At 72.1% G+C, this 609-nt stretch carries 1 protein-coding gene; it reads right to left on the bottom strand.

The features are described from left to right. Nucleotides 1–594: DinB family protein (locus AC1DWF_RS36220; protein ID WP_476843277.1), on the bottom strand; the 594-nt coding region annotated here is incomplete at its 3' end. Between the last annotated feature and the right edge of the window lie 15 nt (nucleotides 595–609).

The raw sequence follows: 609 nt of genomic DNA, 5'->3' as shown, positions 1-609 counted from the left end.
CGTCAGCAGGGCGTGAACCTGGCCGCGGTGATGCGTCTGGTGATTGAAGAAATGCGTGATCGCCAACCAGCGCGGATCGCGCCGCTCGCGGCCGGCGCTCGCGCTGAACCAGACCAGCTCCTGGTCCAGCGCCTCCTGGGTAAGCCCGGCTGCCCAGGTCTCGATGCGGGCGTCCAGCGCGCGCCGGACGGCGGACAGCTCGTCCCAATCCGCGTGGAGCGCGGTGCTGCCGGGGATGCTGGCCGCGGGCCTCTCCCAGCCGTCGAAGCGGCTCATCCAGACCTGGTCGCCCCAGACGAGGTGGTTCAGCGTGGCGTGGATGCCGCCGAAGAAGGCGCCGCGATCGGCGCGCCGCTCGTCGTCGGGGAGCGTGTCCGCGGCCGCGTAGGTGCGGCGGTTCATCTCGCTGTTGTAGGCCGCCATGGCGCGGACCCAGGCGCGGCTCATCCAGACCTGGTCGCCCCAGACGAGGTGGTTCAGCGTGGCGTGGATGCCGCCGAAGAAGGCGCCGCGATCGGCGCGCCGCTCGTCGTCGGGGAGCGTGTCCGCGGCCGCGTAGGTGCGGCGGTTCATCTCGCTGTTGTAGGCCGCCATGGCGCGGACCCAGGC

The organism is Aminobacter sp. P4_D5 (assembly GCF_056401815.1).
This window is presented reverse-complemented; position numbering and strand designations above follow the sequence as displayed.